The organism is Pseudonocardia halophobica (genome assembly GCF_027922425.1).
Classification (GTDB): Bacteria; Actinomycetota; Actinomycetes; order Mycobacteriales; family Pseudonocardiaceae; genus Pseudonocardia; species Pseudonocardia halophobica.
The window spans coordinates 1-554 of record NZ_BSFQ01000273.1 but is presented as its reverse complement, the minus strand read 5'-3'; the positions used below and the strand labels follow the sequence as shown (position 1 = coordinate 554).

Here is a 554-nt window from a genome sequence, read left to right as displayed (position 1 = left end):
TGCAGCAAGTCGCGGCGAGACGGCTACGATCTTCGTCACTGACGCATCGAGGTCTTGCCTCAAGTGGATGCAGGCGGGGCAAGAGGCTGGGAACTGGTCACCCCTTGTCGAGGTGATCCACACGCTTGACGCGCACCGGGTCGTCGAGGCGATTGACCAGATCTATGAACAGCCGGACCAGGAGCATCTGATCCTGATCGACACCTTCGGTGGCGGGTCTGAGGCGCAAGACGTGCTGGCCGTCGCCGCCCATCGGATCATCTGTCCGATGATGCTGTCGCGCGGCGATCTCAGCGAGACGCTCGAGACGGCCAGCTGGTATCTGAAGTTGCGAGGCAGGGTCGACAAACCAGATGAGCTTGCCGGCTTCTCCGTGGTGTTCAGCCGCGTGCAGGTCCGGCTTTCTGAGACGGAGCGCGCGGTGGCGGATGAACTCTTCCGGTCATTGCCCGCCTGCGAAGCCTGGCTATCCAGTCGCAGCGCCTATGTCCGGATGGACAGGGAGGGACTTCTCGGCCCAATCGCCGACAAGACCCCGAACCGCGGGCTGGCCG

Annotated in this window: 1 protein-coding gene; it reads left to right on the top strand. The window is 63.5% G+C overall.

The genetic code is table 11. The annotated features are described in order from the left end of the window. Positions 1 to 28 precede the first annotated feature (28 nt). On the top strand, positions 29 to 554 hold a 526-nt coding region (locus PKE99_RS39435; protein ID WP_271215173.1), incomplete at its 3' end, for a P-loop NTPase family protein.